The sequence below is a fragment of the Herbaspirillum sp. UBA812 genome (assembly GCF_002296545.1).
In the GTDB taxonomy this organism is placed as follows: Bacteria; Pseudomonadota; Gammaproteobacteria; order Burkholderiales; family Burkholderiaceae_D; genus Herbaspirillum; species Herbaspirillum huttiense.
Genome location: NZ_DBIC01000201.1, coordinates 1 through 4,746, shown reverse-complemented (window position 1 = coordinate 4,746; position 4,746 = coordinate 1). Strand labels below are relative to the sequence as shown.

Below are 4,746 nucleotides of genomic sequence, written 5' to 3'. Positions count from 1 at the left end.
GTACGGCGGGAACGGCTTGAGCCTGAATCGGGGTAGGGGAGGTATAGCCTTGTTCGGAAACGGCACGAACGATTTCGTCGGACAAGCCGAGCGCGGAAAATGACATGAGACTCTGAAATTGGGTTTGGCCTGTGGCCCCGTGAGGGCGCCAGTCGCAGGCAAACGGGTTGGAACTTGAGGAGGGCGCGGACTTGACTGGCTATACGCCGCGCAGGCCGCAGTATAACAGCGCAGCCCGCGCACCAAGGGATTTATTTTGAGGAAGCGTGAGGCTCAGCTCATCCTTGTTGCTGCGCCAAAAAGCGCAGCACGTGCGGCAAAACCAGCGCGCTTTGCATCAGCCCGCCGAAGTGCGTTACCCCCGGCAAGCTGACGAATTCACCCTGCGGCAACAGCGCCGCCGTGCGCTGGACGGCCGCATGGCGCGCATCGGCATCGCCACAGAAGAGCAGGCAGGGCAGGTCCATGCGGGGCAGCAGGTCTTCCTGCGAGGGGCGCGGCTGCTGGGCGGCAGCGGCCAGTGCCACCAGGTCGTTGGCGCGGATGAGCATCTTCACCTGCGGCGAGATCTGCTCGTCGAGCAGGCCTTCGAAGGTGGCGATGAAGGCCTCCGGATCGCGTCCGTCGATGCCATGGAATCCATCCCAGCTGCGATCTTCATAGGGATGGGCTGCGCCCAGGATGAGGCTGCGCAGGCGCTGCGGCGCATGACGCACCAGGCCGTAGCCGACCCAGCCGCCCAGCGAATAACCGAAGAAATGGGCGCGCTCGACACCGGCGGCATCCAGCACCGCGAGGGCATCGCGGCAGCGCTGCACCTGGGTATAGGCGGCGGGATCATGCGGCTTGTCGCTCTGGCCGTGGCCCAGTGCGTCGAAGTGGATGACCTGGAAATGCTCGCGCAGCACCGCCGTGAAGCCGAAGAAGCGCCAGGCTTCCAGGCTGCTGGTGAAACCGTGGTGCAGGAGCAGGGGCGGGCCGTTGCCCTCGATCTGGTAGTGGATCTTGCGGTGGTCGCTGAGGGCAAAGGCCATGTGTATGCGTGCAGGGTTGGTCAGGTTGGGTCAGTTCTTCTCGTCGGCCAGCTTCTTGCAGCGGCGCGCCAGCATCTCGCGCGAGCGCGCGCAGATTTCTTCATTGCTGAGGTCTTCGATATGCGTGGCGATCGACCATACATGGCCAAAAGGATCGCGCAGCGTGCCTGAGCGATCACCGTAGAACTGGTTCTGAACGGGGCGCAGCTGTACTGCACCTGCTGCCAGCGCCTGGCTGAAGACGGCATCGACATCCGCCACGTAGACCAGCAGGCTCACGCCTGCGCCGCCCAGTGTCTGGGGGCTGAGGAAACCGAGTTCGGGATGTTCGTCGGCCAGCATCACGCGGGCATTGCCGATCTGGATCTCTGCGTGCCAGACCTTGCCGTGCGGACCGTCGAGCCGCATGATCTCGGCCGCGTCGAACGCGCGCCGGTAGAAGGCGATGGCCTCGGCGGATGTCTTGACGATCAGGTAGGGGGTGACGCTGTGGTAGCCGGGTGGCAACGCGCAAGTGGCCTGGTCGTTGCTGGCTTGCTGGGAAGGAAGGTTCATGTCGTCTCCTCGGTCTGCGCCGGTAGCCGCACTATAGCAGCAATGCCGGACGCAATGAGGAGACGGTTTGTTGCAGGAGAAACGATCCGGCTGAATCAGGCGAATTCAGACAGCAGGTTCACTTGCTGCGCGAAGATCTTCGGGCTGCCGGCGATGACGTCGCCCTTGTAGAGGTAGTCGGAGTCGCCCTTGAAGGTGCCCACGATACCGCCCGCTTCGGTCACCAGCAGGGAGCCGGCGGCGATGTCCCAGGGCTTCAGGCCCTTCTCGAAGAAGCCGTCCAGGCGGCCGGCGGCCACATAGGCCAGGTCCAGGGCAGCGGCACCCGGACGGCGCAGGCCGGCGCTGTGCTCGGTCATGACCTTGAACATCTTGACGTATTCGTTCAGGCCATCCAGATCGCGGAAGGGGAAGCCGGTACCGATCAGGGCATCGGCGATCTTGTCGCGCTTGCCCACGCGGATGCGCTTTTCGTTCAGGTAGGCACCTGCGCCCTTGGAGGCGGTGAAGAGATCGTTGCGGGTCGGGTCATAAACCACGGCCTGGGTGATGATGCCGCGCTGTTGCAGGGCGATCGAGACGCAGTATTGCGGGAAGCCGTGGATGAAGTTGGTGGTGCCGTCCAGGGGATCGATGATCCAGACGTTTTCGTTTTCATCGTGCAGGTTGTCGGAGGCACCCGATTCCTCGGCCAGGATGGCGTGGTCGGGGTAGGCGTTCTTGAGCACGTCGATGATCGCATCCTCGGCTGCCTTGTCCACCTCGGTGACGAAGTCGTTGTGCGACTTCTTCGACACTTTCAGCAGCGACACGTCGAAGGACGCGCGGTTGATGATGGTAGCGGCGCGGCGGGCTGCCTTGATCGCCGTATTGAGCATGGGTGGGATGATCATTCCGATGGTTCCGTTAAAATTGCGGCCACCGAAGACGATGGCTGCGTTGCTCATCGTCGCCATGGCCGACCAGCCAGCCTTCCGCGACAAGCATGCGGAACAGCTGGCCAGGCGAAACCCGGCAGTCAAACCAGTGCGACGATGAAATTAATGAGCGTTGCGCCGCCCGCGGCTGTTATGCTTGCGGGTTTGCCAGGCAGTCCAGGGGCAGTGGCGTCGGTCAACAAAGTCGACCTGGGTTGACAGCCTTGCTGCAATATTGGCGTTTTGCCAACATCTGATCCTGGGGCGCGAATCCCGCTATTTTAAATGAACAAGCAAGTGTCAGGACAATCTCTTTTCAGCCGTTTGCGTTTCGTGCTGGTCAATACCAGCAGTCCCGGCAACATCGGCTCGGCCGCACGGGCCATCAAGACCATGGGCTTTTCGGAGCTGGTGCTGGTCAATCCGCGCTTTCCGGACGCGGTGAAGGAAGATGAAGCCATTGCCTTCGCCAGTGGTGCGCTGGATGTGTTGCAAAATGCACGCATCGTCGGCAGCGTGGAAGAAGCGTTGCAGGGATGCAACTTCGCCGCTGCCGTCAGTGCTCGTTTGCGCGAATTCTCGCCGCCGGTGGTCTCGCCGCGCGAGCTGGCTGGGCAGCTTTCCCGTGATACCGGCTTGAATGCCGCCCTGTTGTTCGGCAATGAACGTTTTGGCCTGCCCAATGAGGTGGTGCAGAAGTGCAATGCCTTGCTCAATATCCCCGCCAATCCGGACTATTCCTCGCTGAACCTGTCGCAGGCGGTGCAGGTGCTGGCTTATGAATGCCGCATGACCGAGCTGGAAGTGCAGGGTGGCCCCATGCAGACCAGTGGCGATGCACGCGCGCCGGGCGAGGTGGGTTTCCATGGGCAGAGTGCCAGCGTGGCCGAGATCGAGGGCATGTTCGCGCACCTGGAGCAAGCGCTGGTGGCCATCGATTTCCTCAATCCCGACAATCCCAAGAAGCTGATGCCACGCCTGAAGCGCATGTTCTCGCGCGCCCAGCTGGAGACCGAAGAGGTCAACATCCTGCGCGGCATCGCCCGCCAGATCCTGGAACCGAAGCAGGCCAAAGCCGGCCGGCAAGAACAAAACGAACAAGGAGAAGGCTGACATGGCCAAGCTGACCCTGGACCGCATCCTGCAATCGCAGGGTTTTGGTTCGCGTAAATATTGCCGCGAGCTGATTGAGGATGGTGAAGTCGTCATCAACGGCGAGGTGGTGGACGATTACCGCGCCACGCCCGATACGAACGGCCTGGTGCTGACCATCTTCGAGGAAGAGTGGGAATACCGCGAGCACGTCTACATCGCCATCAACAAGCCGCAGAACATCGAATGCTCGCGCAAGCCCAGCCACCATCCGGGCGTGTTGACGCTGCTGCCGGAACAGTTCACCTGGCGCGACGTGCAGCCGGTGGGCCGGCTGGATCACGATACGACCGGCTTGCTGTTGATGTCCGATGATGGTGCTTTCATTCACGCGCAGTCCTCGCCCAAGCGCCACGTACCCAAGGTGTATGCCGCCACCACCGCCGAGCCGGTGACCGAGGCCCTGATCGCGCAACTGAAGGCCGGTGTGCAACTGCATGATGAGCCGGCACCGCTGGCCGCGACCCGTTGCCGCCAACTGGGTGAGAACCTGCTGGAAATCGTGCTGGAGCAGGGCAAGTATCACCAGGTCAAGCGCATGCTCGCCGCCGCCGGCAATCATTGCAGTGCCTTGCGGCGTACCGCCATCGGCGGCTTGCAGCTGGAGGCGTTGGAACTGGAAGAAGGGGAGTGGACTTATCTGGATGCGGAGCAGATGGCCTTGCTGGTGCCGGATGCGGAGTGAACGACAGTTCAGTGGCGCAGCGCTTCTGCTGACATGGTGCGCCGCTCGTGCAGCACCCGCAGAAGACTGAAAACTTCATCCTGCACGCGATAAAACAGAAGATAAGGGAAGTGATCCAGCTGCCACATCCGCAGCGAACGATCCGGCAGCAGGTGGGCATAGCGTCGTGAGCCCATACCGGGTTGCCGGGTCAGGTTGTGCAGAGTGTGGGTGAGCTCGTCGTTGAAACGTTCTCCCAAGGCAGACGAAAGCTCAGCGTAATAATCGGAGATGAAGAGAATGTCGCGTTGCGCGACCAGAGACAGGCGGATGCGCATGCTCAACCATCAAGCTTTGGTACGGATACGCTCGCGCAGTTGACTGGCGAGGTCGTCGATGGCGATATCGATGGAAGGGCTGGCGT

6 protein-coding genes are annotated in these 4,746 nt (G+C 61.9%); 2 read left to right on the top strand and 4 right to left on the bottom strand.

Annotation, left to right across the window (positions count from 1 at the left end):
• Positions 1–278 precede the first annotated feature (278 nt).
• The 3 genes from B3873_RS13365 to B3873_RS13355 form a co-directional block, all read right to left on the bottom strand.
• Positions 279–1,034 carry an alpha/beta fold hydrolase gene (locus B3873_RS13365; RefSeq protein ID WP_286866650.1) on the bottom strand — a complete coding sequence of 252 codons (756 nt, stop codon included), beginning with the start codon at positions 1,032–1,034 and terminating at the stop codon, positions 279–281.
• 30 nt (positions 1,035–1,064) lie between these two features.
• Positions 1,065–1,589 carry a VOC family protein gene (locus B3873_RS13360; RefSeq protein ID WP_134221980.1) on the bottom strand — a complete coding sequence of 175 codons (525 nt, stop codon included), beginning with the start codon at positions 1,587–1,589 and terminating at the stop codon, positions 1,065–1,067.
• Between the two features lie 95 nt (positions 1,590–1,684).
• Entirely contained in the window at positions 1,685–2,482 is a 798-nt protein-coding gene (locus B3873_RS13355; protein ID WP_034334500.1) for an inositol monophosphatase family protein, read from the bottom strand.
• 309 nt (positions 2,483–2,791) lie between these two features.
• On the opposite strand from B3873_RS13355, the gene B3873_RS13350 reads away from it, so the two are divergent.
• The gene (locus tag B3873_RS13350) at positions 2,792–3,619 is read left to right on the top strand and encodes an RNA methyltransferase (protein ID WP_034350140.1); all 828 of its coding nucleotides are present in this window, start codon (positions 2,792–2,794) and stop codon (positions 3,617–3,619) included.
• Between the two features lies 1 nt (position 3,620).
• The gene (locus B3873_RS13345; RefSeq protein ID WP_121039103.1) at positions 3,621–4,343 is read left to right on the top strand and encodes a pseudouridine synthase; all 723 of its coding nucleotides are present in this window, start codon (positions 3,621–3,623) and stop codon (positions 4,341–4,343) included.
• Positions 4,344–4,351: 8 nt separating this feature from the next.
• Here the strand turns inward: B3873_RS13345 and B3873_RS13340 are convergent, their stop codons facing one another.
• Positions 4,352–4,660, bottom strand: a complete 309-nt coding sequence (locus B3873_RS13340; RefSeq protein ID WP_205703765.1) for a type II toxin-antitoxin system RelE/ParE family toxin — start codon at positions 4,658–4,660, stop codon at positions 4,352–4,354.
• Positions 4,661–4,746 lie beyond the last annotated feature (86 nt).